Annotated in this window: 20 protein-coding genes and 1 pseudogene; 2 read left to right on the plus strand and 19 right to left on the minus strand. The window is 67.1% G+C overall.

The genetic code is table 11. The features are described 5' to 3' along the window. Positions 1–25 precede the first annotated feature (25 nt). From folC to scpA, 19 genes are all read right to left on the minus strand, one after another. The gene (gene folC / locus AC07OQ_RS01750) at positions 26–1,351 is read right to left on the minus strand and encodes a bifunctional tetrahydrofolate synthase/dihydrofolate synthase (protein ID WP_495051348.1); all 1,326 of its coding nucleotides are present in this window, start codon (positions 1,349–1,351) and stop codon (positions 26–28) included. Between the two features lie 60 nt (positions 1,352–1,411). Continuing rightward, positions 1,412–2,284, minus strand: a complete 873-nt coding sequence (accD, locus tag AC07OQ_RS01755) for an acetyl-CoA carboxylase, carboxyltransferase subunit beta (RefSeq protein ID WP_495051349.1) — start codon at positions 2,282–2,284, stop codon at positions 1,412–1,414. Between the two features lie 21 nt (positions 2,285–2,305). Next, positions 2,306–3,115, minus strand: a complete 810-nt coding sequence (trpA, locus tag AC07OQ_RS01760) for a tryptophan synthase subunit alpha (RefSeq protein ID WP_495051350.1) — start codon at positions 3,113–3,115, stop codon at positions 2,306–2,308. Then, positions 3,112–4,359, minus strand: a complete 1,248-nt coding sequence (trpB, locus tag AC07OQ_RS01765) for a tryptophan synthase subunit beta (protein WP_495051351.1) — start codon at positions 4,357–4,359, stop codon at positions 3,112–3,114. Before trpB ends, trpA begins: the two co-directional genes overlap by 4 nt. Positions 4,360–4,377: 18 nt before the next feature. Continuing rightward, entirely contained in the window at positions 4,378–5,028 is a 651-nt protein-coding gene (locus AC07OQ_RS01770; RefSeq protein ID WP_495051352.1) for a phosphoribosylanthranilate isomerase, read from the minus strand. Next, positions 5,025–5,813: a tRNA pseudouridine(38-40) synthase TruA gene (gene truA, locus AC07OQ_RS01775; RefSeq protein WP_495051353.1), complete on the minus strand. Its 789-nt coding sequence runs from the start codon at positions 5,811–5,813 to the stop codon at positions 5,025–5,027. The genes AC07OQ_RS01770 and truA overlap by 4 nt, the downstream gene beginning before the upstream one ends. Before the next feature lie 65 nt (positions 5,814–5,878). After that, positions 5,879–8,563: a FimV/HubP family polar landmark protein gene (locus AC07OQ_RS01780; RefSeq protein ID WP_495051354.1), complete on the minus strand. Its 2,685-nt coding sequence runs from the start codon at positions 8,561–8,563 to the stop codon at positions 5,879–5,881. A 258-nt stretch (positions 8,564–8,821) separates the two neighbouring features. Then, on the minus strand, positions 8,822–9,952 hold the full coding sequence (gene asd, locus AC07OQ_RS01785) for an aspartate-semialdehyde dehydrogenase (RefSeq protein ID WP_495051355.1): 1,131 nt from the start codon (positions 9,950–9,952) through the stop codon (positions 8,822–8,824). A 108-nt stretch (positions 9,953–10,060) separates the two neighbouring features. Next, on the minus strand, positions 10,061–11,152 hold the full coding sequence (leuB, locus tag AC07OQ_RS01790) for a 3-isopropylmalate dehydrogenase (protein ID WP_495051356.1): 1,092 nt from the start codon (positions 11,150–11,152) through the stop codon (positions 10,061–10,063). A 5-nt stretch (positions 11,153–11,157) separates the two neighbouring features. Beyond that, positions 11,158–11,808 (minus strand): 3-isopropylmalate dehydratase small subunit, encoded by a 651-nt coding sequence (leuD, locus tag AC07OQ_RS01795; RefSeq protein ID WP_495051357.1) that lies wholly within the window; start codon positions 11,806–11,808, stop codon positions 11,158–11,160. Positions 11,809–11,822: 14 nt separating this feature from the next. Beyond that, positions 11,823–13,235, minus strand: a complete 1,413-nt coding sequence (leuC, locus tag AC07OQ_RS01800; protein ID WP_495051358.1) for a 3-isopropylmalate dehydratase large subunit — start codon at positions 13,233–13,235, stop codon at positions 11,823–11,825. Between the two features lie 26 nt (positions 13,236–13,261). Then, positions 13,262–14,167, minus strand: coding sequence for a LysR family transcriptional regulator (locus AC07OQ_RS01805; protein WP_495051359.1), 906 nt, complete (start codon positions 14,165–14,167; stop codon positions 13,262–13,264). Between the two features lie 30 nt (positions 14,168–14,197). After that, a complete protein-coding gene (locus AC07OQ_RS01810) occupies positions 14,198–15,199 on the minus strand; it encodes a Bug family tripartite tricarboxylate transporter substrate binding protein (protein ID WP_495051360.1) in 1,002 nt (333 codons plus the stop codon). Positions 15,200–15,354: 155 nt separating this feature from the next. Further along, on the minus strand, positions 15,355–15,819 hold the full coding sequence (locus AC07OQ_RS01815) for a VOC family protein (RefSeq protein WP_495051361.1): 465 nt from the start codon (positions 15,817–15,819) through the stop codon (positions 15,355–15,357). Between the two features lie 137 nt (positions 15,820–15,956). After that, positions 15,957–18,014: an acetyl-CoA carboxylase biotin carboxylase subunit gene (locus tag AC07OQ_RS01820; protein ID WP_495051362.1), complete on the minus strand. Its 2,058-nt coding sequence runs from the start codon at positions 18,012–18,014 to the stop codon at positions 15,957–15,959. A 20-nt stretch (positions 18,015–18,034) separates the two neighbouring features. Further along, the gene (locus AC07OQ_RS01825) at positions 18,035–19,567 is read right to left on the minus strand and encodes an acyl-CoA carboxylase subunit beta (protein ID WP_495051363.1); all 1,533 of its coding nucleotides are present in this window, start codon (positions 19,565–19,567) and stop codon (positions 18,035–18,037) included. Next, positions 19,560–20,579, minus strand: a complete 1,020-nt coding sequence (gene meaB / locus AC07OQ_RS01830) for a methylmalonyl Co-A mutase-associated GTPase MeaB (protein WP_495051364.1) — start codon at positions 20,577–20,579, stop codon at positions 19,560–19,562. The genes AC07OQ_RS01825 and meaB overlap by 8 nt, the downstream gene beginning before the upstream one ends. Then, the gene (locus tag AC07OQ_RS01835; RefSeq protein ID WP_495051365.1) at positions 20,576–21,022 is read right to left on the minus strand and encodes a GNAT family N-acetyltransferase; all 447 of its coding nucleotides are present in this window, start codon (positions 21,020–21,022) and stop codon (positions 20,576–20,578) included. The genes meaB and AC07OQ_RS01835 overlap by 4 nt, the downstream gene beginning before the upstream one ends. Positions 21,023–21,024: 2 nt before the next feature. Beyond that, on the minus strand, positions 21,025–23,199 hold the full coding sequence (gene scpA, locus AC07OQ_RS01840; RefSeq protein WP_495051366.1) for a methylmalonyl-CoA mutase: 2,175 nt from the start codon (positions 23,197–23,199) through the stop codon (positions 21,025–21,027). A gap of 169 nt (positions 23,200–23,368) precedes the next feature. On the opposite strand from scpA, the gene AC07OQ_RS01845 reads away from it, so the two are divergent. Together AC07OQ_RS01845 and AC07OQ_RS01850 are read left to right on the plus strand one after the other, a co-directional pair. Next, a complete protein-coding gene (locus AC07OQ_RS01845; protein WP_495051367.1) occupies positions 23,369–24,016 on the plus strand; it encodes a GntR family transcriptional regulator in 648 nt (215 codons plus the stop codon). A gap of 541 nt (positions 24,017–24,557) precedes the next feature. Next, a pseudogene (locus tag AC07OQ_RS01850) lies at positions 24,558–25,834 on the plus strand (heme utilization protein); the annotation flags it as partial.

The following is a 25,834-nucleotide window of genomic DNA, read 5'->3' on the forward strand; positions in this document are numbered from 1 at the left end:
GGAGTGGAAGGCCCAGGTCGCGGCTTCAGGACGAGGCGGCGGGCTTGGCAGGGGACGAAGAAGCCAGGCGGGGCACGCCGTTCTTGAGCACGCCACCCACGGTGTAGAAGGAACCGAAGACCAAAATTCTATCAGCCGGGTCGGCTTCGGCCGCGGCGGCGGCCAAGGCCAGCTCCGGGTCCGCATGCTGCTGGACCATTACGCCCGCCGGGGTCTTGAGCCGGCCCTCGGCGCGCAGCGCCTCGAAACGCGTCGCCAGGGCCGCGGCCGTGGCGGCACGCGGGATCGGCAGATCGCAGAAATGCCAGACATCGACCAGCGGCGCGATGCGCGCCAGGATCTGCGCCAGATCCTTGTCGGCCATCGCACCGAACACCACATGGGTGCGCGGGAAGAAGCCCATCTGGTCGAGGTTCTGGGCCAGCGCGGCCACCGCGTGCGGGTTGTGTGCCACGTCCAGCACCAGGGCCGGCTGGCCCGGCACCACCTGGAAGCGGCCCGGCAGCTCCACCAGGGCCAGGCCGGTGCGCACCGCCTGGGCGCTGATCGGCAGGCGCTCGAACAGCGCCTCGAACACGGCCAGCACGCCGGCCGCGTTCAGCAGCTGGTTGACGCCGCGCAGCGAGGGGTAGGCCAGCCCCGAGAAGCGCCGCGCGCGGCCGGCCCATTGCCATTGCTGGCGGTCGCCGCTGTAAGTGAAGTCGCGCCCGAGCTGGCGCAGATCGGCCCCGATCTCGGCCGCATGGGCGGCGATCGAGGTCGGCGGCAGCGGATCGCTGCAGACCACCGGGCGGCCGGCGCGCATGATATGGGCCTTCTCGCGCCCCACCGACTCGCGATCCGACCCCAGGTACTCGGTATGGTCCAGATCGATGCTGGTGATCACGCTGCAGTCGGCGTCGATGCAGTTGACCGCGTCCAGCCGTCCGCCCAGGCCCACCTCCAGGATCACCAGGTCCAGCGGCTCGGCCGCCAGCCGGCTCATGATGGCCAGGGTCGTGAACTCGAAATAGGTCAGCGCGATGTCACCACGCGCCTTTTCCACCGCCTCGAAATGCGGCAGCAACGAATCGGCCTCGACCGGCGCGCCGTTGACGCGGCAGCGCTCCTGGAAATGCACCAGATGCGGCTTGATGTAGAGCCCGACCTTGTAGCCGGCCTGCAGCGCGATCGACTCCAGCATTGCGCAGGTCGAACCCTTGCCATTGGTGCCGGCGACCATCACCACGGGAGCCTCGAACTTCAGGCCCATGGTCTCGCGCAGACGCTGCACGCGGACCAGGGTCATGTCGATTTCCTTGGGGTGCAGGCGCTCGCAGCGGGCCAGCCAGTCGTCGAGATTCATCGTCATGCCAATTCAGAAACAAAGACGGCCAGGCTGTCTGGCCTGGCCGTGGCGGGTGGATCGGTCTCAGGCCACCGCGTCGGCACTCTGCCGCTGCAGCATGGCCAGCTGGCGGGCAATGGTCTCGCGCAGTTGACGGCGGTCGACGATCATGTCCACCGCCCCCTTCTCCATCAGGAACTCGGCGCGCTGGAAGCCCGCCGGCAGCTTTTCGCGCACGGTGTTCTCGATCACGCGCGGGCCGGCAAAGCCGATCAGGGCCTTGGGCTCGGCGATCACGATGTCGCCCACGAAGGCAAAGCTGGCCGAGACGCCGCCCATCGTGGGATCGGTCAGCACCGAGACATAGGGCAGCTTGGCCTTGGCCAGCTTCGTCAGCGCCGCATTGCTCTTGGCCATCTGCATCAGGCTCAAAAGACCTTCCTGCATGCGCGCGCCGCCGGTGGCGGTGAAGCAGATGAAGGGCACCTTCTGCTCCAGCGCGGTTTCGACGCCGCGCGCGAAGCGCTCGCCGACCACCGAACCCATCGAGCCGCCCATGAAATCGAACTCGAAGCAGGCCGCCACCACCGGCACGCTCATCACCGCGCCACCCAGCACGACCAGCGCATCGGTCTCGCCGGTGGATTCCAGCGCCTCCTTGAGCCGGTCGGGGTACTTCTTGCTGTCCTTGAACTTCAGGGCGTCGACCGGCAGCACCTCCTGGCCGATCTCGTAGCGGCCTTCGCCGTCGAGGAAGGCATTCAGGCGCGCGCGCGCGCCGATGCGATGGTGATGGCTGCACTTGGGGCAGACATTGACGTTCTGCTCCAGATCGGTCTTGTACAGCACCGTTTCGCAGGACGGGCATTTGATCCACAGGCCCTCGGGCACCGTGCGGCGCTCGTTGGGGTCGGTCTGCTGCATCTTGGGCGGCAGAAGTTTCTCAAGCCAGCTCATGGAGGCTCCTTATTCAGTGACTCAGGCGTCCAGCGCAGCGCGGATTTCGCGGATGAACTGGGCACCGGTTGCGGCGACATTATCCCTTGTCTGGACTTCCAGCAGCTGCACGAGGCGCGAACCGATCACGACGGCGTCCGAACAATCGGCCACCGCGCGTGCCGTGGCGCCGTCACGGATGCCGAAACCGACGCCCACCGGCGTGCTGACATGGGCGCGGATGCGTGGGATCGCCGCGGCCACCGCGGCCGTGTCCAGATGGCCGGCGCCGGTCACGCCCTTCAGCGAGACGTAGTACACATAGCCGCTGGCGAGCTGGCCGATGCGTGCCATGCGCGCCTCGGTCGAGGTGGGAGCCAGCAGGAAGATGGGATCCATGTCCTGCGCCTTCAGGGCCGCGACAAAGGCCTCGCATTCCTCGGGGGGATAGTCGACGATCAGCACGCCATCGACGCCGGCCGCCTTGGCGTCCAGCACGAAGCGCTCCATGCCGTAATGCTCGACCGGATTCGCATAGCCCATCAGCACCACCGGGGTCTGGTCGTTGCCCTGGCGGAAGGCGCGCACATAGCCCAGCACCTGGGCGAGGCCGATGCCATGCTTCAGGGCCCGCTCGCCGGCGCGCTGAATCACCGGGCCGTCGGCCATCGGGTCCGAGAAGGGCACGCCCAGCTCGATCACGTCGGCGCCGGCCGCCGCCATGGCCTGCATCAGCTCGACCGTGGCCTCCGGATAGGGATCGCCCGCGGTCACGAAGGGGATCAGCGCCTTGCGGCCCTGCGCCTTCAGCGCGGCGAAGGTCTTGGCAATCCTTCCAGTGACGGGGCTCATTGCATGCCTCCCTTCACCGTCTGGCCGCCCTGCGAAGGCCGGTCGAAATAGGTAGCGCCGGACAGGTCGGCCACGGTGCCGATGTCCTTGTCCCCACGTCCAGAGAGATTGACCAGCAGATGCTGGTCGGGCCCCATCGTCGGCGCCAGCTTGATCGCATGGGCGACGGCATGGCTGGATTCCAGCGCCGGGATGATGCCCTCGGTGCGGCACAGGCGGTGGAAGGCCGCGAGCGCCTCCTGGTCGGTGATGCCGACATACTCGGCCCTACCGATGTCCTTCAGATAGGCATGCTCGGGGCCGACACCGGGATAGTCCAGGCCGGCCGAGATCGAATGCGTCTCGATGATCTGGCCGTTGGCATCCTGCAGCAGGTAGGTGCGGTTGCCGTGCAGCACACCGGGACTGCCGGCGGACAGGGTCGCCGCATGCTTGCCGCTGGCGATGCCCTGCCCCGCCGCCTCGACGCCAATCAGGCGCACGCCCTCATGCGGGATATAGGGGTAGAAGATGCCGATGGCGTTCGAACCGCCGCCGACGCAGGCGATCACCGCATCCGGCTGGCGGCCGGTCATCGCGGGCATCTGGGTCAGGCATTCGTCGCCGATGATGCGCTGGAAGTCGCGCACCATGGCCGGATAGGGATGCGGACCGGCCACCGTACCGATGATGTAGAAGGTCGACTCCACGTTGGTGACCCAGTCGCGCATCGCCTCGTTCAGCGCGTCCTTCAGGGTCTTGGAGCCCGACTCCACCGGCACCACGGTGGCGCCCAGCAGGTTCATGCGGTAGACATTGGGACTCTGGCGCTTGACGTCCTCGCTGCCCATATAGACCACGCATTCCATGCCGTAGCGGGCGCAGATCGTCGCCGTCGCCACGCCATGCTGGCCGGCTCCGGTCTCGGCGATCACGCGCTTCTTGCCCATGCGCCGGGCCAGCAGGGCCTGGCCGATGGTGTTGTTGACCTTGTGCGCGCCGGTGTGGTTCAGGTCCTCGCGCTTCAGAAAAATCTGCGCGCCGCCCAGCTCGCGGCTGAGGCGGTCGGCATGGTAGATCGGGCTGGGGCGGCCGACGAAATGCGCGAGCTCCTTGTTGAACTCGGCAATGAAGTCGGGATCCTTGCGGTAATGCTCGTAGGCCTCGTTCAGCTCGTCGAGCGCATGCACCAGGGTTTCGGCGACGAAGCGGCCGCCATAGGGTCCGAAATGCCCGCGGGCATCCGGCTGGTCATAGGTCTTCATGATGGGTGTTTCTTCTCTTCAGGTTTCTTGCAGTGCCGCGATCTGGGCATCCGCATCGCGGACCGCAGCGCAGAACTGCCGGATCAGGGCGGCGTCCTTGAGGCCCTTGGCGGCCTCGACGCCGGAACTCACGTCAACGGCCCAGGGCCGAACCCGAAGAATCCCTTCGGCCACATTTCCGGCATGCAACCCACCAGACAAAACGACTGGAGAGGGCACGTTTCTTGGAATGAGCGACCAATCGAAAACCTTTCCACCACCGCCATAACCCTCGACATGGGCGTCGAGCAGGATGGCCTGGGCGCGAGAGAACTGTTGGGCGAAGTCTAGCAAATCGAAGCCCGGCGTCATGCGGGCCGCGCGGATGAAGGGGCGCCCTGCCCGCTCGCAGTCAGCCGGCGTCTCGTCGCCATGGAACTGGATCAGCATCTGCGGCAGCGCCGCCTGGGCCGCGGCCAGCTGTGCCGCGCCGGCATTGACGAACAGCCCCACCGGCATCACGAAGGGCGGCAGACGGCGGGCCAGCTCGGCCGCGCGCGCCGGCGTCACATGGCGCGGGCTCCTTTCGTAGAGCACGAAGCCGATCGCGTCGGCACCGGCCGCCACCGCGGCATCGACATCGGCCTCGCGGGTCAGACCGCAGATCTTGATACGGGTACGGGTGTTCATGGCAGCCAATCCATCGCGGCGGTGCGCTCGGGGAGATTCAGGTGGGCATCGTAGTAGGGGCCGACGAAATAGAGCCCATCGGGGGCAAAGGTCGGCGCCGCGGCGTCACGGTTGCGCGCGGCCAGCACCTCGATCAGCCAGTCCGGCTGGCGGTTGCCGCTGCCCACGGCCAGCAGGCAGCCCATGATGTTGCGCACCATATGGTGCAGAAAGGCCGAGGCGTCGAACTCGAAGCGCCAGTAGGCGCCGCGCTTCGTGATCTCGATCGCACGCAGGATCTTCACCGGCGATTTGGCCTGGCATTCGGCCGAGCGGAAGGACGAGAAATCATGCTCGCCCAGCAGATGCGAGACCGCCTCCCGCATGGCCTCGCCGGCCAGGGGGCGGAACACCCAGCCCACCGCGCCGCTCTCGATCGCCGGCCGCACCGCCGACTCCAGCAGCAGGTAGGCGTAACGCCGCCCGCGCGCATGATTGCGCGCATGGAAGTCCGCGCCGGGAAAAGCGCACCACTGGATCGCGATGTCGGGCGGCAGGTAGCGGTTGGTGCCGCGTATCCAGGAGAAGGGTTCTCTGCTGACCGGCGAGTCGAAATGCACGACCTGGTTCAGGCCATGCACGCCGGCATCGGTGCGTCCCGCGCAGATCGTGCGGACCGGCTGGGCGACGAACTGGCTCAGCGCCGCTTCCAGCGCGTCCTGCACCGTGCCACCGCCCGGCTGGCTCTGCCAGCCTTTGTAGGCTTGGCCGCGATAGCTGACGCCCAGCGCCACCCTTGTGTTCATGGAGCTCCAAAAAGAAAGGCGCCCGGCCATGCCGGGCGCCTGGATTGTGCCGCGAGTCGGAAATGTCAGCCGAGCTCCTTGAGCATGGCCTGCACCTTGTCGCGCATCGGGCCGCTGGCGCGCGCCAGCAGTTCCTGCAGCACGTCGCGTGCGCCTTCGGTGTCGCCGATCTGCCGGAACTCGTCGGCAAGCTCCAGCTGACGCTGCAGCGGATCGGCACCGTCGTCGCCTTCCAGCGCATCGAAGGCATTGGCCAGCGGATCGGCCGCCTGGTCGTCCTGCAGCAGGCTGTCGAAGTCGGCCGCCAGATTGTCGTCCAGCACGGACGCGCTGGCCGTGGGAATCGGCTCCTCGACATCGCCATCGGCCGTCGGCAGGTCCAGATCGATGGTCGACAGATCGAAGTCCAGCGGCTCGGCCGGCGCCGCACCCGGCTCGCCCCCCATCGACAGCGGGGCCGAATCGGTATGACGCTCGACGGACGGCGGGACATCGTCAAGATCGAAGGCCAGATCGCCGAGATCCAGCGTCTGGTCCTGGTCCGGGGCGGTCGGCGGCAGGCCGGCCGGCGGGCTGTCCAGATCGAAGTCCATCGCCAGCGGCGCCTGCTCCACCGTGGTGGCCAGGGCCTGGGTGGCCTCCATCGCGAAGGGCGACACCGCCGGCGCCGGAGCGGAGGTACCAAGGTCCAGATCGAGATCCAGTCCGCCCAGGCCGCTGACCGGCCCGGCGTCGCGCGCCACGGCGGCACGGTTCAGCGGCTCGGTGGACAGATGAGCCCCGCTGGCGAGGCCCTGCTGCGCCGTCTGCGGCATCGTGTGGGCATTCATTGGCTCGGCCTGCGCCACGCGGTCGCTCAGCTGGGCGGGCGCGCCGCCGGGCTGATAGAGCGGGTTGTCGGCATCGATCTGACGGCCCAGCTCCTGCGCCTTGGCCCAGTCCTCGCCCTGCCCCTGGGTCTCGGCAAACAGCTGGATGGCCAGTTGCTCGAAACCCTTGATATCGCGCCGCTTGGCATAGACCTCCAGCAGCTTGAGCCGGATGGCCATGCGCTCGGGCGTGGCGCGCAGCGCCTCCTTGAGAATTTCCTCGGCCTGCAGGTCGCGGCCATAAGCCAGGTAGACATCGGCCTCGGCCACCGGGTCCACATCGCCGATCGCGTCGAGCTGGCTCAGCGAATAGCTCATCGACGACGCGCCGCCACTACTGGCGTCACGGGTGTCGACGCGCTGGCCGCCGGATGCTCCAAAGAAGGAATCGGGCTGCAGGCGGCTCTCGTGGAAGCCGGTGTCCGCCTTGGGGCTGCCGAAGCCTCTGTTGCCGCGCAGACGCATCAGGCCCACGCCGGCCAGCAGGGCCGCCAGCACGCCGGCGATCGGCAGCACCAGCGGGTTGTCCATCAGGCCGCTCAGCAGGCCCGGCTCCTCGGCTTGCGGGGCCGGAGTCGGCGGCGCGGGCCTGGGGGCCGGCGCGGACGCAACCGGCGCCGGCGCGACCACGGCCGGAGCGACAACGGCCGGCTGCGCCGGAGCCGCGGCGACCGGCACGGAAGCCGCCGCCACGGCCGCGCTGGCGCCCGTGCTCGGTGCTGCGCTGCCGGGCTTGGTCTCGCTGGAGAGCTTTTTCAGCTCCTCGACATTGCGGGTCAGCTCGGCCACGCGCGCGGCATCGGCCTTCTTCTCGGTGTCCTTGGACAGCTTGGCCTCGGAGGCCGCGGCCGCACCGGCCTTGCTGAGCGTCAGCTTGTCGGGGCTGGGCGCTGCGGCGGGCTTGCGATCCTCAACGGCGGCCTGCACCTGGCCCTTGGCCTGGCGCTGCCCGGCATCCTGGCGCAGTTCGGGCGCGCCGCCGGCAAGGCGCTGACGGTAGGCGCTGAAATCGGCGCTCTGCGCCTGGATGACCTGGCGGGCCTCGTCGGTGGACACCGCGCCGAGGCTGTCGCTGCCCGGCACCTGCAGCACCACACCGGACCTCAGCCGGTTCATGTTCTCGCCGACGAAGGCGTCGGGATTGTTGCGGAACAAGCCCACCAGCATCTGGTCCAGCGAGATGCCGGTCGGCTTGGTGCGGTTGGCCACACGCGACAGCGTGTCGCCGGGCCTGACCTGGTATTCGGAGGGGCCGGTGGCGCTGGCCGGCGCCGGCTTGGGCGCGCGCACCGGCTCGGCCGGCGGCGCCACCGGAGCCTGTGCTGGCGCGGGACGAGGCACGGCGGCGATCGGCGCGCTCGGGCGGGCCGGCGCGCTGGGGCGCGCTTCGGCGGCGGGCGCAGGCGCGGCCGAGGCCTGCGCGCCATTGACGCTGCCGTCTACCGGCGCCGCTGGACGGGCCAGGCTGGGCGGATCGAACAACAGGGTGTACTCGCGCACCAGTCGGCCGCTGGCCCAGGTCAGTTCCAGGATCACATCGACAAAAGGTTCCTGGACCGCACGATCGCTGTTGATGCGCAATACCTGGCGACCGTCGGCGCGGCGCGTGAGCTGCACCTGAGTGCTGGCCAGGATGGAACTGAACTCCACGCCCGAGGCGCGGTAGGACTCGGGCGGCGCGATCCGCACCTTCAGCGTGCCGGCTTCCTCGGCGGTCAGCGAGCTGACGTCGATCTCGGCCTTGAGCGTCTCACCCAGCGAGGACTGGACGGTCAAGCGGCCAAGCCCGAGACCCCAGGACGCCGAGCTGGCTGCGGCCAGGGCGGCCACGGCCACATGAGTCAGGGCAAAGCGCCGCAAGGCGCTACGGTTCAGTTTCAAGGCGTCCCCCAAAGCGACAAGGCGGGAACCCTGAGGCACCCGCCCATGTGGACCATTGTTCTTGTCTTCCCAACAGCGCTTGGCATTGCTGCTCCCATGGCGTCTTGCGATCTGAAATCACAACGACATCAAGCATATACGCTCGACAGCTCACGCAAAGGCTGAATAAAGCCCGGGACACCCGCCTGATCACAGCCGGTTACCAGCCTGTCGCTTGGAGGCAACGGGCCGTGAGCGGTAATGCGGGATATTACTTAATTAACGATCCAGCAGGATGCGCAGCATGCGGCGCAGCGGTTCGGCCGCGCCCCACAGCAGCTGATCGCCGATGGTAAAGGCGCCCAGATACTCGGGACCCATCGCGAGCTTGCGGATGCGGCCCACGGGAATGGTCATCGTGCCGGTCACGGCCACCGGGGTCAGATCCTTGATCGTGGCCTCGCGGCTGTTCGGCACGACCTTCACCCATTCGTTGTCGGCGGCGATCATCGCCTCGATGTCGGCCAGCGGCACGTCCCTCTTCAGCTTGAAGGTCAGTGCCTGGCTGTGGCAGCGCATCGCACCGACACGCACGCAGAAGCCATCGACCGGGATCGCGGCCGAGCCGAAGCCTTCGCCGATGCCAAGGATCTTGTTGGTCTCGGCCATGCCCTTCCACTCTTCCTTGGACATGCCATTGCCGAGGTCCTTGTCGATCCAGGGAATCAGCGAGCCGCCCAGCGGCACACCGAAGTTGGCCGTTTCCTCGGCCGACAGCGAGCGCTGCTTGGCGATGACCTGGCGGTCGATCTCCAGGATGGCACTCTTCGGATCGTCCAGCAGGGCGCGCACCGAGGCATTCAGCGTGCCGTACTGCGTCAGCAGCTCGCGCATATGCTGGGCGCCGCCGCCGGAGGCGGCCTGGTAGGTCTGGGTGCTCATCCACTCGACCAGACCGGCCTTGTAGAGCGCGCCCACGCCCATCAGCATGCAGCTGACCGTGCAGTTGCCGCCGATCCAGTTCTTGCCACCCTTGGCCAGCGCGTCCTTGATGACGGGCATATTGACCGGGTCCAGCACGATCACCGCGTCCTCGCTCATGCGCAGCGAGGAGGCAGCGTCGATCCAGTGGCCGCTCCAGCCGGCGGCGCGCAGCTTGGGGAACACCTCGTTGGTGTAGTCGCCGCCCTGGGCGGTGATGATGATCTCGCAGCGCTTGAGCTGCTCGATGTCATGCGCGTCCTGCAGCTTGGTCTCGTTCTTCGCGAACGCGGGGGCGGCGCCGCCCGCGTTCGAGGTGCTGAAAAACAGCGGCTCGATCAGATCGAAATCGCGCTCGGCCTGCATGCGGTCCATGAGCACGGAGCCCACCATGCCGCGCCAACCAACCAGTCCAACCAATGTCGTCATCGTGCTTACCTCTATCGCCCTAACAAAAAGTTCAATGAAAAACTTGAGACTCTTCTTCCCCCGGCTCGTTCGCCTGGGGGTGTAGGGGCGAGACGAACCGGAGCTGAACTAGCCCTTAATGGTTTTGGTCGTGGTGATGGCCGCAACCACGGCATCACCCATCTCGCGCGTGCCCACCTTCTGGGTGCCCTCGCTCCAGATGTCGGCGGTACGCAGACCCTGGGACAGCACAGCGCCGACGGCCGCTTCGATTCGAGCGGCGGCTTCGGGCTGGTTGAGGGAGAACTTGAGCATCATGGCAGCAGACAATATTGTAGCCAGAGGATTGGCAATCCCCTTGCCCGCGATGTCCGGCGCGCTGCCGTGGCTGGGTTCGTACAGGCCCTTGTTGTTCTTGTCCAACGAGGCCGAGGGCAGCATGCCGATCGAACCGGTCAGCATCGCCGCCTCGTCCGACAGGATGTCGCCGAACATATTGCCCGTCACCACGACGTCGAACTTCTTCGGCGCCTTGACCAGCTGCATCGCGGCGTTGTCCACGTACATGTGATCGAGTTCCACATCCGGATACTGGACACCGACCTCGATCATCACGTCCTTCCAGAACTGGAAGGTCTCCAGCACATTGGCCTTGTCGACCGAGGTGACCTTCTTGTTGCGCTTGCGCGCGGCCTGGAAGGCCACATGGGCGATGCGCTCGATCTCGGGACGCGAATAGCGCATCGTGTCGAAGGCTTCCTCCGCTCCGGGAAAATGCCCGTCGGTCGCGATACGGCGGCCGCGCGGCTGGCCGAAATAGATGTCGCCGGTCAGCTCTCGGATGATCAGGATGTCCAGGCCGGCCACCAGCTCGGGCTTCAGGCTCGAGGCATGGGTCAGCTGCTCGTAGCAGATCGCCGGGCGGAAGTTGGCGAACAGGCCCAGGTGCTTGCGCAGGCCCAGGATGGCCTGCTCGGGGCGCAGCGGGCGCTCCAGCTTGTCGTACTTCCAGTCGCCGACCGCGCCGAACAGGATGGCATCGGCATCCTCGGCCAGTTGCAGGGTGGCATCCGGCAGCGGGTGGCCGGCGGCCTCATAGGCCGCGCCGCCCACCGGCGCGCCTTCCAGGGTCAGCGGCAGGTCCAGCACCTTAAGGACCTTGACGGCCTCGGCGACGATTTCGGTGCCGATGCCATCACCGGGCAGAACTGCGATCTTCATTGTCTTTATCCGATCAGACGATTGTTGAGCCAGGGTTTGCTGGCGATGCGCTCGGCTTCAAAGGCCTTGATCTTGTCGGCATGGCGCAGGGTCAGGCCGATATCGTCGAAACCGTTGAGCAGGCAGAACTTGCGGAAGGGCTGGACCTCGAAGGCCAGTTCGGCGCCATCGGGCTTCACCACCACCTGGCGCTCCAGGTCCACGGTCAGCTGGTAGCCCGGAAAGGCGAACACCTCGTCGAACAGGCGCGCCACCTGGGCCTCGGGCAGCACGATGGGCAGCACGCCGTTCTTGAAGCAGTTGTTGAAGAAGATGTCGGCGAAGCTGGGCGCGATCAGCGCGCGAAAGCCGTACTGCTCCAACGCCCAGGGCGCATGCTCGCGGCTGGAGCCGCAGCCGAAGTTGCTGCGCGCGATCAGCACCGACGCCCCGGCATAGCGCGACTGGTTCAGCACGAAGTCCGGATTGGGCCTGCGGCTGGCCGGATCCTGGCCGGGCTCACCCGGGTCCAGGTAACGCCATTCATCGAACAAATTGGGGCCGAAGCCGCTGCGCTTGATCGACTTCAGGAACTGCTTGGGGATGATGGCGTCGGTATCGACGTTCTCGCGGTCCATCGGGGCCACCAGGCCCTTGTGCACGGTGAATTTGTCCATGGTTCTGCTCCTGCTCAGGCGATGCGGCGCACGTCGACGAAATGGCCCTGCATCGCGGCCGCGGCGGCCATCGCCGGGCTCACGAGATGGGTGCGGCCGCCGGCGCCCTGGCGCCCTTCGAAATTGCGGTTGCTGGTGGAGGCACAGCGCTCGCCCGGCTCCAGCCGGTCGGCATTCATCGCCAGGCACATCGAGCAGCCAGGCTCGCGCCATTCGAAGCCGGCGGCCTTGAAGACCTGGTCCAGCCCCTCGGCCTCGGCCTGCTGCTTCACCAGGCCCGAACCCGGCACGACCAAGGCCAGCTTCACATTGCTGGCGATGCGGCCGCCGATGCGTCGCACCACGGCCGCGGCCTCGCGCATGTCCTCGATGCGGCTGTTGGTGCAGGAGCCGATGAAGACCTTGTCGATGCGGATGTCGTTGATCGGCTTGTTGGGCTCCAGGGCCATGTACTGCAGCGCGCGCTCGATCGCGCCGCGCTTGACGGCATCCTTTTCCTTGTCGGGATCGGGCACGCGGTCCTCGATCGACAGCACCATCTCGGGACTGGTGCCCCAGGTGACCTGCGGGCGGATCTGGGCCGCGTCCAGTTCGACCACCTTGTCGAAATAGGCGCCCGGGTCGGAGTGCAGCGTGCGCCAGTAGCTCACGGCCTGCTCCCATTCCACGCCGGCGGGCGAGAAAGGCCGGCCCTTGCAGTAGTTGATCGTCGTGTCGTCGACGGCGATCAGGCCGGCGCGCGCGCCCGCCTCGATCGCCATATTGCAGACCGTCATGCGCCCCTCCATGCTCAGCGCGCGGATCGCCGAGCCGCCGAACTCGATCGTGTAGCCGGTGCCGCCGGCCGTGCCGATCTTGCCGATGATGGCCAGCACGATGTCCTTGGCGCCGACACCCGGGCCAACCCGGCCTTCGACCTGGATCAGCAGGTTCTTGGCCTTCTTGGCCAAGAGAGTCTGGGTGGCCAGCACATGCTCGACCTCGGAGGTGCCGATGCCATGCGCCAGCGCGCCGAAGGCGCCGTGGGTGGAGGTGTGGCTGTCGCCGCAGACCACGGTCATGCCCGGCAGGGTGGCGCCCTGCTCCGGGCCGATCACGTGGACGATGCCCTGGCGCTTGTCCGTCATCTTGAACTGCGTGATGCCAAAGCGGTCGCAGTTCTTGTCCAGCGTATCGACCTGCAGGCGCGAGACCGGGTCGGCAATGCCTTGGCTGCGGTCGGTGGTCGGCACATTGTGGTCGCTGACCGCCAGATTGGCCGACAGGCGCCAGACCTTGCGCTGCGCCAGCTCCAGGCCTTCGAAGGCCTGCGGGCTGGTGACCTCGTGCACCAGATGGCGGTCGATGTAGAGCGTGGCCGTGCCGTCGTCCTCGGTGTGGACCACATGCTCGTCCCAGAGCTTGTCGTAAAGGGTGCGTGCTGTCATGGCTGGCTTACCTCGTCTCTTCCTACTTACTTCACTACTGCGTCGTTGGTCGTGGGGCACAGCGCGTCGACGAAACGCTGCACCACGGTGGGCAGGCGCTCGACGCGCGCCACTCCCAGAACATAGTCGCGCTGCGCCCAGGCTTCATCCAGGCGCAGCTTCTTCACCTCGAACACCCGGGCAAAGCGCTCGGCCGGCGCTTCCGGCAGCACGGCCACGCCCAGACCGGCCTCGACCAACTGGGCGATCGCATCGAAGCCGCGCACCTGCAGGCGGGCGTTCAAGGTGCGGCCGCGCGCCAGGGCCTGCTCGCGCATCAGCTCCTGGGCCGCGGCACCGGCATGCAGGCCGATCAGGTCGTAATCCAGCAGCGCGTCGAAGCTCACCGCCTCGGCGCGCGCCAGCGCATGCTGCCCGGGCACCAGCACCGCCAGGCGGGCCGCCCGGTAGGTCCGGGTCTGCAGCCGGTTGTCCAGCAGCGGCGCCGTGAACACCGCCACATCGGCGCGCCCTTCGGCCACGGCCGCCTGGGCCTCGGCGCTGGTCAGATCTTCCAGGCTGATGCGGATCTGCGGATGGGCCTGCGAGAACGCCGCCAGGTCCAGCGGCAGGCATTCGGCGATCGAGCCGGCATTGGCGACGATGCGCAGATGCCCCTTGATGCCGCGCGCGAACTCCATCACCTCGCTCTCCAGCGCATGCAGCGAGGCATGCAGCGAGCGGATATGGCGCACCAGCGCGCGGCAGGCCTCGGTGGGCTCGACGCCGCGGGCGCGGCGCTCGAACAGCTGCACGCCCAGGCGCGCCTCCAGGTCCGACAGGCGCTTGCTGGCCGCCGCCAGCGCCAGGTGCTCGCGCTCGGCCCCGCGGGTGATCGAGCGGTTCTGCTCGATCGCCAGCACGAGGTTCAAGGTGGTGAGATCCAGGCGCATCGCGGGGCTCGCGGTCTCGGCCTATTCGGCCTATTCGGCCACGATGCCGGCCGCCTGCACGGCCTTGGCCCATTTGACGGTTTCCTTGGCCGCATGGACGCCCAGCTCGGCCGGCGTGCTGGGCGTCAGCTCGAAGCCCGAGACGGCCAGCTTGGCCTGCACGCCCTTGTCGGCCAGCGCCGCCCTCACCCATTGGTTCATCCTGGCGAGCACCGGCTCCGGCGTGCCGGCCGGCGCGTACATTGCGAACCAGGCCGTCATCTCGAAGCCCGGCGCCGCGCCCTTGCTCATCGGCGGCACGCCCGGCAGCATCGGATGCTCCTTGCCCGAGGTGACGGCCAGGGCCTTGAGCTTGCCGGCCTTGACCTGGGGCACGCCCGAGGCCAGATCGCCGAACACCAGCTGGATGGTGCCGCCCATCGCGTCCGTCATGGCCGGCTGCACGCCCTTGTAGGGCACATGGGTCATCGCCAGCTTGTTGGCGTGCACGAAGGCATGGCCGGGAATCAGGCTGCCGCTGGAGCCCGAGCCCCAGGCCAGCTTGTCGGGATTGGCCTTCACATGGGCGACGAACTTCTCGACCGTGTCGGCCGGCACCGTGGGGTTGACCAGCATGATGAAGGGGATCTCGGCCAGGCGCGTCACCGGCGCGAAGTCCTTGATCGGGTCGTAGGGTAGACGGCGGTACAGCGAGGCATTGGCCGCATGCGTGGTGCTGGTGGCGATCAGGAAGTTGTAGCCGTCCGCGGCGGCCTTGGCGGCCGTGCCGGTGCCCAGCGTGCCGTTGGCGCCCGGCTTGTTGTCGATCACGATGGCCTGACCGGCGGCCTTGCCCACATGCTCGGCCACGACGCGGGCCAGCTGATCGGTGGCGCTGCCCGCCGGGAACGGCACGATCCAGTTGAAGCCGCGCTGCGGGTAGCCGGCCGGCAATTCACTCTTGGGCGCAGCCTGCAGGGGCAGGCCCGTGCAGGCCAGGCTCAGCAAAACGGCAAGGCGGCGGCGGGAAACAAGAAAGGTCCGGTAGGGCATGGCTGGGTATAGCTAGGTATAGGGCTGTGCACGGAGAACTGGCCGGCAGGGCCGGCAACAGTCTGCACGATAGCCTTCGCAGCCTCGGCCAATCTACCTAAGCAAAAAACGAAGACTTCGCATTGCACGAAGTCTCGCAGAAACCCGGCCCGACGTCAGCCCAGGGCCGCAATCACCTCGGGTGGCGCCTGTACCAGCTCGATCAGCACGCCCTCCCCGCCGATCGGAAACTCGTCATTGCTCTTAGGATGGATGAAGCAGATGTCGTAACCGGCCGCCCCCTTGCGGATGCCGCCGGGCGCAAAGCGCACACCGTTCGCCGTCATCCATTCCACGGCCTTCCCCAGGTCGTCCACCCACAGGCCCACATGGTTCAGGGGCGTGGTGTGGACCGCGGGTTTCTTCTCCGGGTCCAGCGGCTGCATCAGGTCGATCTCGATCTTGTGCGGGCCGCTGCCGATGGCACAGATGTCCTCGTCCACGTTCTCGCGCTCGGAGACGAAGTTGCCGGTGACCTGAAGGCCCAGCACCTCGACCCAGAGCCTGCGCAGGGCCTGCTTGTCGGGGCCGCCGATGGCGATCTGCTGGATGCCGAGGATCCTGTAGGGCTTGATAGTCATTTCATTCCTTGCTTACGCGGACGGCCTCAAGCGACGCAGGCCAGGACCGGAACCCAGCGGCGCCCGAGGAACCGGCTTTGCCGGGCCTGCGGGCGCGCCCCCTTGAGGGGGCCGGCGACGCCGGTAGGGGGTGTGGGCTATTCAAATCTCAGGATCGGTTGATCGACGGCCAGGCTCTCGCCGGTCTTGGCCAGCACCTCGGCGACCTTCACATCGCGCTCGGCAATCAGGATGTTCTCCATCTTCATCGCCTCGATCACCGCCAGGCGTTCGCCGGCCTGCACCAGCTGGCCCGGCTGCACCGCGATCTGCACCAAGAGGCCCGGCATCGGCGACAGCAGCTGCTTGCTGGTGTCCGGCGGCGCCTTGTAGGGCATCAGGGACTGCAGCTCGGCGGCGCGCGGCGACAGCACGGTCACCTCGATCGCACGGCCGTTGTGCTGCACGCGGTAGGCCAGCGGATGCTTGGCCGTGCCGCGCTCGGCCTGGGCCGTGAACGGCACGCCGTTCACCGTGCCGGCGATGCGGATGTCGTTCAGGCGCGAGGCGCTGACGATGCGGTAGCTCCTGTCGCCCACCTTGACCAGAGCCTCGCCGCTGGTATCGAGATTTCGGCCGACGAACTCGTCGATATGCAGCGCATGGCGGGCGAACTTGCCCGCACCCTCGTTGACCAGGGCCACATAGTCATGCTCGATCTTCACCTCGTGGCCGGGCAACTGGCCGGTGATGCCGGCCTCGCGCTCGCGCGCCTTGCGGCGGATGAAGCCGGCCAGCGCGACCAGAAAGGCCGGGTCCTCGTGCGGCACGTCCTCGGCCTTGAAGCCGCCGGCGTAATGCTGGGCGATGAAGCCGGTGTTGAAGTTGCCCAAGCCGAAGTCCGGATGCGCCAGCAGGGCCGACTGGAAGGGGATGTTGCTGGAGATACCACGGATCACGAAGCCGTTCAGCGCCTCGCGCATCTTCGCGATCGCCTCCGCGCGGTCCCTGCCGTGGACGATCAGCTTGGCGATCATCGAGTCGTAGAACATCGGGATCTCGCCGCCCTCGTAGACGCCGGTGTCCACGCGCACGCCGAAACGTTCCGGCGCGGCCTGCTCCATCGAGGTCGGCGGCGGCTGGTACTTCACCAGGCGGCCGGTCGAGGGCAGGAAGTTGCGGAACGGGTCCTCGGCATTGATGCGACATTCGATCGCCCAGCCCTCGCGCTTGATCTCCGCCTGCGTGAAGGCCAGCGGCTCGCCGGCGGCCACGCGGATCATCTGCTCGACCAGATCCAGGCCGGTGATGCACTCGGTCACCGGGTGCTCCACCTGCAGCCGGGTGTTCATCTCCAGGAAGTAGAAGCCCTGGTCCTTGCCGACCACGAACTCCACCGTGCCGGCGCTCTGGTACCTGACCGCCTTGGCCAGGGCCACGGCCTGCTCACCCATGGCCTTGCGCGTCGCCTCGCTGATGAAGGGGCTGGGCGCCTCCTCGATCACCTTCTGGTGGCGGCGCTGGATCGAACATTCGCGCTCCCACAGGTAGACCACATGGCCTTGCGAGTCGCCCAGCACCTGGATCTCGATATGGCGCGGCTCCTCGACGAACTTCTCCATGAAGACGCGGTCGTCGCCGAAGCTGTTGCGGGCCTCGTTGCGGCAGCTGGTGAAGCCCTCGAAGCAGTCCTTGTCGTTGAAGGCCACACGCAGGCCCTTGCCGCCGCCGCCGGCGCTGGCCTTGATCATCACCGGGTAGCCGATGCCTTGAGCGATCTCCACCGCCTGCTCGGCCGAGAGAATGGGCTCGTTGAAGCCGGGGATGGTGTTGACCCTGGCCTCATTCGCCAGCTTCTTGGAGGCGATCTTGTCGCCCATCGCGGCGATCGAGTAATGCTTGGGGCCGATGAAGGCCAAGCCTTCCTCCTCGACTCGACGGGCGAAGTCCTCGTTCTCCGAGAGAAAGCCGTAACCGGGATGAATGGCTTCGGCGCCGGTGGCCTTGGCCGCGGCAATGATCTTGTCCGCCACCAGATAGGACTCGCGGCTCGGTGCCGGGCCGAGCAGCACCGATTCATCGGCCAGCTCGACATGGCGGGCGTCCTTGTCCGCTTCCGAATAGACGGCCACCGTCTTGATGCCCATCTTCTGCGCGGTCTTGATGACGCGGCAGGCGATCTCACCCCGGTTTGCAATCAGGATCTTCTTGAACATGTTCTTCTCCTGGGTCCTGATCAGAGCGGGATGTTGCCGTGCTTGCGCCACGGGTTCTCGAGCTTCTTGTCCTTCAGCATCACCAGCGAGCGGCAGATGCGCTTGCGGGTCTCATGCGGCTGGATCACGTCGTCGATGAAGCCGCGCGCGCCGGCCACGAAGGGGTTGGCGAAACGCGCCTTGTATTCGGCTTCCCTGGCCGCCAATTTCTCAGGATCGCCCTTGTCCTCGCGGAAGATGATCTCCACCGCGCCCTTGGCGCCCATCACCGCGATCTCGGCATTGGGCCAGGCGAAGTTGACATCGCCGCGCAGATGCTTGGAGCTCATCACGTCATAGGCGCCGCCATAGGCCTTGCGGGTGATCACGGTCACCTTGGGCACCGTGCATTCGGCATAGGCATAGAGCAGCTTGGCGCCATGCTTGATGATGCCGCCGTACTCCTGGGAGGTGCCGGGCATGAAGCCGGGCACGTCGACGAAGGTGATCACCGGGACGTTGAAGGCGTCGCAGAAGCGCACGAAGCGCGCGGCCTTGATGCTGCTCTTGATGTCCAGGCAGCCGGCCAGCACCAGCGGCTGGTTGGCGACGATGCCCACGGTCTGGCCCTCCATGCGGGCGAAGCCGGTCAGGATGTTCTTTGCGTAGTCGGCCTGCAGCTCGAAGAAATCGCCATCGTCCACGACCTTCAGGATCAGCTCCTTCATGTCATAGGGCTTGTTGGGGTTGTCCGGCACCAGGGTGTCGAGCGACAAGTCCAGCCGGTTGCCCGGGTCGCCGCTGGGCCGCGTGGGTGCCTTCTCGCGGTTGTTCAGCGGCAGGTAGTTGAAGAAGCGCCGCAGCATCAGGATGGCCTCGACGTCGTTCTCGAAGGACAGGTCGGCCACGCCGCTCTTGCCCGTGTGGGTCGAGGCGCCACCCAGCTCCTCGGCCGTGACCTCCTCGTGCGTCACGGTCTTCACCACCTCGGGGCCCGTGACGAACATGTACGAGGAATCCTTCACCATGAAGATGAAGTCCGTCATCGCCGGGGAATAGACCGCACCGCCGGCGCAGGGGCCCATGATCATGCTGATCTGCGGAATCACGCCCGAGGCCATCACATTGCGCTGGAACACGTCGGCATAGCCGCCCAGCGAGGCCACGCCCTCCTGGATGCGCGCGCCGCCGGAATCGTTCAGGCCGATCACCGGCGCGCCGACCTTCATCGCCTGGTCCATCACCTTGCAGATCTTCTCGGCATGGGCCTCACTCAAGGCGCCGCCGAACACGGTGAAGTCCTGGCTGAAGGCAAAGGCCAGGCGGCCGTTGATCATGCCGTAGCCGGTGACGACGCCGTCGCCGGGGATCTTGTTGTCCTGCATGCCGAAGTCAACGCAGCGATGCTCGACGAACATGTCCCATTCCTCGAACGTGCCCTCGTCGAACAACAGGTCCAGGCGCTCGCGTGCCGTCAGCTTGCCCTTGGCATGCTGGGCCGCGATGCGCTTCTCGCCGCCGCCCTGGCGCGCTTTCTCGCGCTTTTGTTCGAGCATCTGTTGGATGTCATGCATGGTGTGAGTCTCCGCAAGAGAATTTGTTCAGCAGCTCGCGCGCCGCGGTGGAGGGCGCGAGCTGGCCTTGCAGCACGCGCGCCGTGGTATCGGACAGGGCCGCCCGCACCGCGGGGGCCTCGGAAAACTGTTGCCTGAGCCCGGCCTGGATGCGCTCCCACATCCAGGCCAGGGCCTGCTGCTGGCGCTTGGCGCCGAAGCGGCCGTTGGCCTGCTGCAGGCGCTGGAATTCTTCGACCGTGGCCCAGAAGGCATCGACGCCCTGCAGCTTCAGCGCCGACAGCTGCATCACGCGCGGATGCCAGATCTGCGTGTCGTGGCGGGCATGCTCGGGGTGGCCATGCTGGCCGTAGAGCCGCAGGCTGGAGGCGATCTGCGCCTGCGCGCGGGTCGCCGCCGCCGCGTCGATATCGGCCTTGTTGATCACCACCAGATCGGCCAGCTCCATCACGCCCTTCTTGATCGCCTGCAGATCGTCGCCGGCATTGGGCAGCTGCAAGAGGCAGTACATGTCCGTCATGCCGGCCACCGCGGTCTCGCTCTGGCCGACGCCGACGGTCTCGACGATCACGATGTCGTGGCCGGCCGCCTCGCAGATCAGCATGGCCTCGCGGGTCTTCTCGGCCACGCCGCCCAAGGTGCCGCTGCTGGGGCTGGGCCGGATATAGGCACGCTCGTCCATCGACAGCCGCTCCATGCGGGTCTTGTCGCCCAGGATGGAGCCGCCCGAGACGCTGCTGGACGGATCGACCGCCAGCACCGCGACCCGGTGGCCGCGGGCTATCAGGAACAGGCCCAGGGCCTCGATGAAGGTGCTCTTGCCCACGCCCGGCACGCCGGAGATGCCCAGGCGCAGCGAGCGGCCCGTGTGCGGCAGCAGTTCGGTCAGCAGCGCGTCGCCCTGGGCGCGGTGGTCGGCCCGGGTCGATTCCAGCAAGGTGATGGCCTTGGCCATCGCGCGGCGCCGGACCGGGCCGGGGCTGGCGAGCAGGGCGGGCGCCAGGCTCATCATGCTTGCGGCGCCTTCCAGCGGTAGTCGATGTCGAAGTCGCTTTCGCCGACCACCACGAAGCCATGGCGCAGGTAGAAGCGGTTGGCATCGCTGAACTTCAGGGCCGACAGGGTCACGTCTTGCTTGCTCTGCCCGGCCATGCGCTTGACCCAGTCCATCACCCAGGCACCGACGCCCCGCCCCTGCTGGCCGGGGCGGACATAGAGATGCTCCAGCCGCAGCGCGTCCGCGACGGGTCGCAGGGTCACATAGCCGATGCGCTCGCCGTCCACGCAGATGTGCTGCATGTACTCGGGCGCGAAGCCGGCCTGCAGCCGCTCGCGGGCCCGCTGCGGGTCGAAGCGCCCCAGGCGCTCCAGGCTCTCGCGCAGCGCCGCGATGCGCAATTCGAGCATGGGTTCGAAATCGCCGAGCGCCACCGGCTCGAAGCTGAGCTCGGGCATGCTCAGGCGGCCGCGGTGCTGAGCGACAGGCGGATCTGCTCCAGCACGTCCTTGGCGCTGGCCGGGATCGGCGTGCCGGGGCCGTAGATGCCCTTGACGCCCGCCTCGTAAAGCATGTCGTAGTCCTGCGCCGGGATCACGCCGCCGACGAAGACGATGATGTCGTCGGCGCCCTGCTCCTTCAGCGCCTTGAGAATGGCCGGCACCAGGGTCTTGTGGCCGGCGGCCAGGGTGCTGACGCCCACCGCATGGACATCGTTCTCGATCGCCTGGCGCGCGCATTCCTCGGGCGTCTGGAACAGCGGGCCCATGTCCACGTCGAAGCCCAGGTCGGCATAGGCCGTGGCCACCACCTTGGCGCCGCGGTCATGGCCGTCCTGGCCCAGCTTGGCGATCATCACGCGCGGGCGGCGCCCCTGTTGCTCGGCGAAGCCCTTGATCTCGTCCTGCAGCCGGGCCCAGCCCTCGGCCGAGTCGTAGGCCGCGGCATAGACGCCGCTGACCTTCTGCGTGTCGGCGCGGTGCCGGCCGAAGATCTCCTCCAGCGCGTCGCACACCTCGCCGACCGTGGCGCGCAGGCGGATCGCCTGGATGCTGAGGTCCAGCAGATTGCCGTCACCGCTGCGTGCTGCCTCGGTCAGCGCGGCCAGCGCTCCCTGCACCGCGGCCGCATCGCGCTTGGCCTTGATGTCTTTGAGCCGGGCGATCTGGCTTTCTCGGACGCGCACGTTGTCGACATCCAGGATCTCGATCGGATCCTGCTTGGCCAGCTTGTATTTGTTGACGCCGACGATCACGTCCTTGCCTGAGTCGATGCGGGCCTGTTTCTCGGCCGCGCTGGCCTCGATCTTCAGCTTGGCCCAGCCGCTGTCCACCGCGCGGGTCATGCCGCCCATCGCATCGACCTCCTCGATGATGGACCAGGCCTTGTCGGCCATGTCCTGGGTCAGCTTCTCCATCATGTAGCTGCCGGCCCAGGGGTCGATCACATTCGTGATATGGGTCTCTTCCTGGATGATCAGCTGGGTGTTGCGCGCGATGCGGGCGCTGAATTCGGTGGGCAGAGCGATGGCCTCGTCCAGCGAGTTGGTGTGCAGGCTCTGCGTGCCGCCGAACACCGCGGCCATCGCCTCGATGGTGGTGCGCACCACATTGTTGTAGGGGTCCTGCTCGGTCAGCGACCAGCCCGAGGTCTGCGAATGGGTGCGCAGCATCAGGCTCTTCGGGTTCTTGGCCTCGAAGCCTTTCATGATCCGGCACCAGAGCAGGCGCGCGGCGCGCATCTTGGCGATCTCCAGATAGAAATTCATGCCCACGGCCCAGAAGAAGGACAGCCGGCCGGCAAACTCGTCCACGTCCATGCCCCGGCGACAAGCGGTCTTCACATACTCCTTGCCATCGGCCAGGGTGAAGGCCAGTTCCAGCGCCTGGTTGGCACCCGCCTCCTGCATGTGATAGCCGGAGATCGAGATCGAGTTGAACTTCGGCATGTTCTTGGCCGTGTACTCGATGATGTCGCCGATGATCTTCATTGAGGGCTCGGGCGGGAAGATATAGGTATTGCGGACCATGAACTCCTTCAGGATGTCGTTCTGGATCGTTCCGCTCAACTTGTCCTGCGACACGCCTTGCTCTTCCGCGGCCACCACATAGCCGGCCAGCACCGGCAGCACCGCCCCGTTCATCGTCATCGAGACCGAGACCTTGTCCAGCGGGATGCCGTCAAACAGGATCTTCATGTCCTCCACCGAATCGATCGCCACGCCGGCCTTGCCGACGTCGCCGGTCACGCGCGGGTGGTCACTGTCGTAGCCGCGATGGGTGGCCAGGTCGAAGGCCACCGAGACGCCCTGCCCGCCGGCGGCCAGCGCCTTTCTATAGAAGGCATTGCTCTCCTCTGCCGTCGAGAAGCCGGCGTACTGGCGGATGGTCCAGGGCCGCACCGCGTACATCGTCGCCTGCGGGCCGCGCAGGAAGGGCTCGAAGCCCGGCAGGGTGTCGGCATGCGGCAGATCCGCCGTATCCGCCGCGGTGTAGAGCGGTTTGACCGTCAGGCCCTCGGGCGTCTGCCAGTTCAGGGCCGACACATCGCCGGCGGGCGCCGATTTGGCAGCGGCCTTCAGCCACTGCTCCATCGAGGCCTTGGCGAATTCGGACTTGGGGTTTTGCTCAGACATTGACGACTCCTGCGATCCGGGCATCATACCGGACTCGTGATTCATAATTATGAATTCAAACCTGACTAGAATCTGAGCGTCTTCGGCCTCGATGCCGCCAATCGCCCCGGCCGAGCCGCCCGCCTTCATTCGTGCCCATTCATTCGCCGCCCCATCTTCCATCGCCCCGATGACCGCCACCACCCAGCTCGCCCCCCGTGCCCTTTATCAGGAGGTGGCCGAGCGCCTGCGCCAGCAGATCTTCGGTCGCGAGCTGGAGCCGGGCAGCTGGATCGACGAGCTGAAGCTATGCACCGAACTGGGCATCAGCCGCACCCCGCTGCGCGAGGCCCTCAAGGTGCTGGCGGTCGAGGGTCTCGTGACCATGAAGGTGCGCCGTGGCGCCTATGTCACCGAGATGAGCGAGCGCGATGTGCGCGAGGCCTACCAACTGCTGGCCCTGCTGGAAAGCGATGCCGCCGCCCAGGTGGCCGCCCATGCCAGCGACGCGCAGCTGCTGGAGCTGCAGCGCCTGCACCAGCAGTTGGAAGGCCAGGTCGAGCGGCACGAGGCCTTCTTCGCCGCCAACGAACGCTTCCATATGCGCCTGCTGGAGATCGAGGGCAACCGCTGGCGCCAGCAGATCATCACCGACCTGCGCCGCGTGATGAAGCTCAATCGCCATCACTCGCTGTTCAAACAGGGCCGGCTGGAGGAGTCGCTGCTGGAGCACCGGGCCCTGGTGGCCGCGCTGGGCCAACGCGACGCCGCGGCCTGCGCGCGGCTGATGCGCGAGCATTTCCAGAACGGCCTGACGGCCGCCACGCACAGCGACTGACCATCGCCTCGCGGCGGCCCACCGCAGTTGTCGCCGCTGCAATGTTTAGAAACAAAGCGGCAAAGCGGCACTTATTGGCGCAATCACTTTGACGCCAAGTCCATAGCATCGCACCCAACTCCTAACATGCCGAGCAAAGGCAGTAAACAGGTTTGTGCGATGACTGATTTAGCGATCGAACCCTTGGCCCGGACGCGGCATTGAACAGCCGTCGATGAAGGCCGCCACTGCTTTTGCGCAGCCGCCCCGGCTGCGCCCAGCCCCCTCTTGCCCCGTGGATCGCGGGGCAATGCACGCACTCTCCTCAAGTTCCCCGCCTGCGGTCCGAAAAGCCCGGGAAGACGCGTCGAGTTTGTCTTGGCTTGCCACCCCATCCGGGCGGCGGAGCCGGACGGCCGCGGCTGCGCATGGCGAAGCATCGTCCGTATTCATCTGTTGCCGTCCGAGCGCCCGAACGGGCGGCCCGCACAGCCCCCAGACGCGGCACGCTCCGGCGCGCCAGCACAACGTAGCAAGTCATTAATTCACCGAGCGAGCGACTATGGCCTCCATCATCTCCAGCCTGACCACGGCGCAGATCGCGCAGCTGTCGACCTCGTCGCTGGCTCATCTGAACTCGGCCGACTGGGCTGCGTTCTCCAGCGACCAGCTGGCAGCCTTGACCACCTTGCAGGCGTCCTCGCTGGGCAGCACGCCATTCGCCTATCTGACCAGCCAGCAGTTCGCGGCCTTCCAGACCGACGATCTGCGCGTGCTGAACACGGTCGCGTTGCGCGCGCTCAAGACCGAGCAACTGGCCGCGCTCGATTCCGATCAGATCGGCGCCTTCACCTCGCGCCAGATCTCCAATCTGACGACGACGCAGATCGGTGGCCTGGGCAGCGATGACCTGAATGCGCTGACCTCCGATCAGTTGCCGGGCCTGACCTCGGGCCAGATCGCCGCGATCGGCACCTCGGCCATCTCGACCCTGACCAGCGAAGACCTGGTCGCCCTGGGCACCGGCGGCATCCGCTCGCTGACCAGCGCCCAGATCGGCGCATTGAGCACCGACAACGTCCAGGCGCTGACCTCGGCCCAGGCCGCGGTCCTGAGTTCGGCGCAAGTCGCCGGCCTGAAGAGCGACCAGATCGCCGCGCTCGAATCCGACGATCTGAAGGCGCTGTCGACCGCAGCACTGCGTGCCCTGAGCACCGCCCAACTGGCCGCGCTCGAGTCCGACCAGATCGCCGCCTTGAGCTCCAGCCAGGTGGCGGCGCTCGGCACCGCACAGATCGCCGGCCTGGGCAGCGATGACCTGAACGCGCTGACCTCGGCCCAGTTCGCCGCCTTGAGCTCGGCCCAGGTGGCCGCCATCGGCACCGCCGCCATCTCCACGCTGACCAGCGACGACCTCGTTGGACTGGGCTCGGCCGGCGTGCGCTCGCTGACCAGCGCGCAACTGGGTGCCTTGAGCACCGACAACATCCAGGCCCTGACCTCGGCGCAGGCCGCGGTCCTGAGTTCGGCCCAGGTCGCCGGCCTGAAGTCCGACCAGATCGCCGTGCTCGAATCCGACGACCTGAAGTCGCTCTCGACCGCCGCGATCCGTGCGCTGAGCACCGCCCAACTGGCCGCACTCGACTCCGACCAGATCGGCGCCTTGGGCACGGCCCAGGTCGCTTCGCTCACCACCGGCCAGATCGCCGGCCTGGGCAGCGATGACCTGAACGCTCTCACCTCCGCGCAGTTCGCCGCGCTTGGCTCGGCCCAGATCGCCGCGATCAGCACCGCCTCGATCTCGACGCTGACCAGCGACGACGTGGTCGGCCTGGGCAG

Source organism: Roseateles sp. GW821-FHT09B06 (assembly GCF_059418245.1).

Bases quoted from the DNA above. Each gene is read 5' to 3' on its own strand.
- AC07OQ_RS01815 (WP_495051361.1), bottom strand. From the start codon at position 15,819: ATGACTATCAAGCCCTACAGGATCCTCGGCATCCAGCAGATCGCCATC.
- AC07OQ_RS01825 (WP_495051363.1), bottom strand. From the start codon at position 19,567: ATGCATGACATCCAACAGATGCTCGAACAAAAGCGCGAGAAAGCGCGC.
- accD (WP_495051349.1), bottom strand. From the start codon at position 2,284: ATGAGCTGGCTTGAGAAACTTCTGCCGCCCAAGATGCAGCAGACCGAC.
- AC07OQ_RS01845 (WP_495051367.1), top strand. From the start codon at position 23,369: ATGACCGCCACCACCCAGCTCGCCCCCCGTGCCCTTTATCAGGAGGTG.
- AC07OQ_RS01805 (WP_495051359.1), bottom strand. From the start codon at position 14,167: ATGCGCCTGGATCTCACCACCTTGAACCTCGTGCTGGCGATCGAGCAG.
- scpA (WP_495051366.1), bottom strand. From the start codon at position 23,199: ATGTCTGAGCAAAACCCCAAGTCCGAATTCGCCAAGGCCTCGATGGAG.
- asd (WP_495051355.1), bottom strand. From the start codon at position 9,952: ATGACGACATTGGTTGGACTGGTTGGTTGGCGCGGCATGGTGGGCTCC.
- AC07OQ_RS01770 (WP_495051352.1), bottom strand. From the start codon at position 5,028: ATGAACACCCGTACCCGTATCAAGATCTGCGGTCTGACCCGCGAGGCC.
- meaB (WP_495051364.1), bottom strand. From the start codon at position 20,579: ATGATGAGCCTGGCGCCCGCCCTGCTCGCCAGCCCCGGCCCGGTCCGG.
- leuB (WP_495051356.1), bottom strand. From the start codon at position 11,152: ATGAAGATCGCAGTTCTGCCCGGTGATGGCATCGGCACCGAAATCGTC.
- leuD (WP_495051357.1), bottom strand. From the start codon at position 11,808: ATGGACAAATTCACCGTGCACAAGGGCCTGGTGGCCCCGATGGACCGC.
- AC07OQ_RS01810 (WP_495051360.1), bottom strand. From the start codon at position 15,199: ATGCCCTACCGGACCTTTCTTGTTTCCCGCCGCCGCCTTGCCGTTTTG.
- AC07OQ_RS01835 (WP_495051365.1), bottom strand. From the start codon at position 21,022: ATGCCCGAGCTCAGCTTCGAGCCGGTGGCGCTCGGCGATTTCGAACCC.
- leuC (WP_495051358.1), bottom strand. From the start codon at position 13,235: ATGACAGCACGCACCCTTTACGACAAGCTCTGGGACGAGCATGTGGTC.
- AC07OQ_RS01820 (WP_495051362.1), bottom strand. From the start codon at position 18,014: ATGTTCAAGAAGATCCTGATTGCAAACCGGGGTGAGATCGCCTGCCGC.
- folC (WP_495051348.1), bottom strand. From the start codon at position 1,351: ATGACGATGAATCTCGACGACTGGCTGGCCCGCTGCGAGCGCCTGCAC.
- trpA (WP_495051350.1), bottom strand. From the start codon at position 3,115: ATGAGCCCCGTCACTGGAAGGATTGCCAAGACCTTCGCCGCGCTGAAG.
- truA (WP_495051353.1), bottom strand. From the start codon at position 5,813: ATGAACACAAGGGTGGCGCTGGGCGTCAGCTATCGCGGCCAAGCCTAC.
- trpB (WP_495051351.1), bottom strand. From the start codon at position 4,359: ATGAAGACCTATGACCAGCCGGATGCCCGCGGGCATTTCGGACCCTAT.